Raw genomic sequence first — 4,034 nt, forward strand, 5'->3', positions numbered from 1 at the left:
TCCGTGCACTGGATCTCCCCGTCCGCCCGGCCCGCGTTGAAAAGATCATTCCGCGAGTGGCATGAGAAGGGGGGGGCCCCCCCCCCCGGGGCGCGCGGGGGGGGCGGGGGGCTCGATCAGGTGACCAGCGCGCTCAGCAGCAGGACGCCGCCGAGGCTCAGCACCGACTGCACGGACAGCATCAGCGTCCAGGTCCGGAAGGTCTGGGCGACGCTGAGCTGGAAGTACTCCTTGAACAACCAGAACCCGGAGTCGTTGACGTGCGAGAGCATCACCGCGCCGGACGCGGTGGCGAGCACCAGCAGCTCCGGCGACAGCCCCGGGTAGGCGGCGACGAGCGGCGCGACGATCCCGGTGGCCGCCGCGGTCGCGACGGTCGCGGAGCCGAGGCAGACCCGCAGCAGCGCGGCGGTGAGCCACGCCAGCAGCAGCGGTGGCACCGCCCAGTCCACGGCGTACTGGGTGATCAGCTGGTCGACCTCGGTGGCGGAGAGCATCTCCTTGAGCCCGCCGCCGGCACCGAGGATGAGGATGATCGCGCCGACCGGCCCGAGCCCCTTGGCCGCCATCTTCTGCAGCTTCGCCAGCCCGAACCCGGATCGCACGCCGAGCGCGAAGAACGCGAACACGACGGCGACGAGCAGCGACAGCACCGGGGTGTCGCAGGCTTCGAACACGACGTGCGCCCAGCCGCCCGGCGCGGCCACGGTGGTGCCGAGGGTGCCGATGAGCATCAGCCCGGCGGGCAGCAGCACGGTGATCAGCGCGAGCACCAGGGACACCGGCCGGCGGAGCTCGTCCTCGGCGGGCCCGGGGTCGGGCACCGGGGACTTGTCCAGGTCCGGCGCGGGCCCGAACCAGCGGGACAGCAGCGGCGTGAGCACCGGCCCGCACAGCACCATCACCGGGATCGCGATGAGCAGCCCGTAGAAGATGGTGAGCCCGGTGTTCGCGTCGTAGGCGGCGACCGCCAGCGTCGGCGCCGGGTGCGGGGGCAGCAGCCCGTGCGAGACGTAGAGCCCGGCGGCCATCGGCAGGCCCACGAACAGCAGGTGCGAGCCGGTGCGCTTGGCGACGGCGTACACCAGCGGCACCAGCATCACGAAGCTGACGTCGAACAGGTGCGGCATGCCGATGAGCAGCGCCGCGGTGGCGATGGCGGCGGGAATCCACTTGACGGGCCGGGCGCCGATGAACGCGGTGGCGATGCGGTCGGCGCCGCCGGAGCCGAGCAGGATGCCGCCGAGGATGGTGCCGAGGCCGATGACGGGCCCGGTGTCGCTGAGCGCGTCACCGAAGCCGGTCTGGAAGTGCTCGGCGGTCTCACCGGGTGCGATGCCGTTGGCGAAGCCGAGGCCGAGCGCGGCGATCATCAGCGCGAGGAACGGGTGCAGCTTCATCTTGGTGATGAGCAGGATCAGCACCACGATCGCGCCCGCCGCGAGCAGCAGCGGGGTCAGTTCGGTGCTCATCTGGTCTCCTCGCCCTGCTGCCAGGCCTCGACGAGGGCGGGGTCCGGGTTCGCCAGGTCGGACAGGGCGATCAGCTCGCCCGCGGCGACGTCGCGGCGCAGCGTCGCGTGCGCGGCGAGGTACAGCGGCGCGACGTCGGCGGGGGCCTCGTCGCCGCGCAGCAGCACGGCCTGCACGCCGGTGACGTCGTGGTGGTGCCCGCCCATGTCGAGGACGGTGCCCGCGGCGAGGTCCTGCTTCGCGCGCCCGGCGAGCACGGCGTGCCTGCGGGGTTCGCGGGTGAGCGCGTCGCGGCCGCGGGCGACGAGGTCGAGCAGCGTCGCCGGGGTTTCCACGCCCATGAGGTGGAAGGGCAGGTAGAGGACGGCGTAGCGGCCGTCGCGGCTGACGACGTGGCCCTTCTCGGCGAGGATCCGCCAGGTCTCGGCGTCGTTGGTGCGCAGCACGACGAACTCGCCGCCGGCGAACGAAGCCTCGCCGGGCAGCCGCAGCGCGCTGAACACGTCCACGGCGCCGGGTTCGCGCAGCACGCCGCCGTCCTCGCGCAGCGCGTAGACGTCGGCGAGTTCGGCGACCCGCGCGACCGGGTAGTGCAGCAGTTCCACGTCGGGCCGGAATCCGGTGCCGTTGGCGACGACCGCCATCTCGCAGTAGTCGGCGGTGGCGCCGGTGGGCAGCGCGGCGACGGCCTCGGCGCGGGCGGCGAGGGTGGCGCGCACGTCGTCGCCGAGGGTGAGCAGCTCGCCGAGCTCGGGCGCGTCGACGGTGCGGTCGAGCTGGGTGACGGTCCCGCGTTCGGGGTCGTGGACGAGGTCGTACTCGGTGGACTTGCCGATGGCGACGACGTCCATGCCGAGCAGCCGCGCCCGGTCCAGCAGCTTGAGCAGGTTGCCGGGCTGGTCGCCCTCGGCGGGCAGGTAGGCGACGTCGTTGGCGGCGGCGATCCGGGCCAGGTGCAGCCCGGCGACGGAGTCGACCTCCTTGCTGACCATGGCGACGTGCCTGCCGAGTTCGAGCGCGGTGCGCGCCATCGCGTAGCCGTGGGCGGGGCTGCCGGTGGCTTCGACGAGCACGTCCCAGGCTCCCGCGCCGATGAGTTCGTGGTCGGCGACGAGCGCGATGTTCCCGTCCGCGGTGGCGGCGGCGGTCTCCGCGGCGTCGGCGCAGGTGCGCAGGCGCGCTTCGGGATACCCGAGTTCGAGGCACAGCGCGCGCAGCCGGGGGACGTCGACGTCGCAGAGCACGGCGGGTTCGAGCGCGGGGATCAGCCTGGTCTGCGCCAGCAGGGTGCGGGCGAAGCCGCCCGCCGCTCCGGAGAGCGCGTACCCGACGGGCCGTTCGCCGGTGCCCGGTGGGCGTGGCTGCTCGTTCATGGGTCTCCTCGTTGAGTCCTGGCGCCGCGATAGCTCGGGGAGCCGCGCGCCCCCACGGCCGATCGGGTGGAACCGGGATCACACTGGTTCACAGAAGATATTCACTGATTCACATCAGAGTCAAGCGTGCTAACATATTTTCACGGCCGCGGTGCGGTTCGCCCGCGACTCCCGATCCGGGCGATCCCCCGGCCGTCCTCAGACCCCGTCCGCGCGCGCCGTGGACCCGCCCGCCAGGGAGGACGCATGCCGCTGCTCGGCGCGATCGCCGACGACTTCACCGGGGCGACCGACCTCGCGACGATGCTCGTCTCCCGCGGCTTCCGCACCGCCGTGGTGATCGGCACCGCGGCGCCCGCCGAACCGCTCGACGAACTGGACGCGGTGGTGGTGGCGCTGAAGTCCCGCACCGCGCCGGTCGAGGAGGCCGTGCGGGACTCGCTCGCCGCGGTGCGCTCGCTGCGCGCCGCCGGCTGCGAGCGGATCTACCTCAAGTACTGCTCCACGTTCGATTCCACGCCCGAGGGCAACATCGGGCCGGTGGTGGACGCGGTGCTCGACGAGCTCGACGTGCCGGGCGCGGTGGTGGTGCCGTCGTTCCCCGCGACCGGCCGCACCGTGCACCGCGGACACCTGTTCGTCGGCGACCAGCCGCTGGCGGAGAGCCCGATGCGCGACCACCCGCTGACCCCGATGCGGGACTCGAACCTGCTGCGGCTGCTGTCCCCGCAGACCCGCCGGCCGGTGCGGCTGGCCGGGCACGACGTGGTGCGCGCCGGGGCCGAGGCGGTGCGCGCGAGCCTGGCCGAGCACGGCGACGCGCTGGTGGTGGTCGATGCCGCCACGGACGAGGACCTCGCGGTGATCGCGGCGGCCACCGCGGACGCGCCGGTGCTCACCGGTGGCGCGGGGCTCGCACTCGGGCTCACCGGTCCGCACCCGGGGCGGGCCCGCGCGGGATCGGCCGGTCCGGGCCCGGCGGTGGTGCTGGCGGGCAGCGCATCGGCCGCGACCCGGTCCCAGGTCACGCACGCGAAAACCCTGCTGCCACACCGGAAGCTGGATCTCGCGGCGCTGCGCGCGGGCATAGACGGTGGCGGCGCCCCGCGCGGCGCGTTAGTGCCCGCGCCCGGGGGGGGGGGCCCCCCCCGGGCCCCCCCGGGCTAAGCGGGAGGGCGCGGCGGCCCGG

The 4,034-nt window shown here is 74.1% G+C and carries 3 protein-coding genes; 1 reads left to right on the forward strand and 2 read right to left on the reverse strand.

Annotated elements, in window-relative coordinates; all coding sequences use genetic code 11:
* Positions 1-116: 116 nt before the first annotated feature.
* Entirely contained in the window at positions 117-1,472 is a 1,356-nt protein-coding gene (locus LCD31_RS27560) for a gluconate:H+ symporter (protein ID WP_224962895.1), read from the reverse strand.
* Positions 1,469-2,845 (reverse strand): homoserine dehydrogenase, encoded by a 1,377-nt coding sequence (locus tag LCD31_RS27565; RefSeq protein WP_224962897.1) that lies wholly within the window; start codon positions 2,843-2,845, stop codon positions 1,469-1,471. The genes LCD31_RS27560 and LCD31_RS27565 overlap by 4 nt, the downstream gene beginning before the upstream one ends.
* Before the next feature lie 246 nt (positions 2,846-3,091).
* On the opposite strand from LCD31_RS27565, the gene LCD31_RS27570 reads away from it, so the two are divergent.
* Positions 3,092-4,012, forward strand: a complete 921-nt coding sequence (locus LCD31_RS27570; protein WP_224962899.1) for a four-carbon acid sugar kinase family protein — start codon at positions 3,092-3,094, stop codon at positions 4,010-4,012.
* Positions 4,013-4,034 lie beyond the last annotated feature (22 nt).

This window comes from Saccharopolyspora sp. 6M, assembly GCF_020176775.1.
GTDB classification, from domain to species: Bacteria; Actinomycetota; Actinomycetes; order Mycobacteriales; family Pseudonocardiaceae; genus Saccharopolyspora_C; species Saccharopolyspora_C gregorii.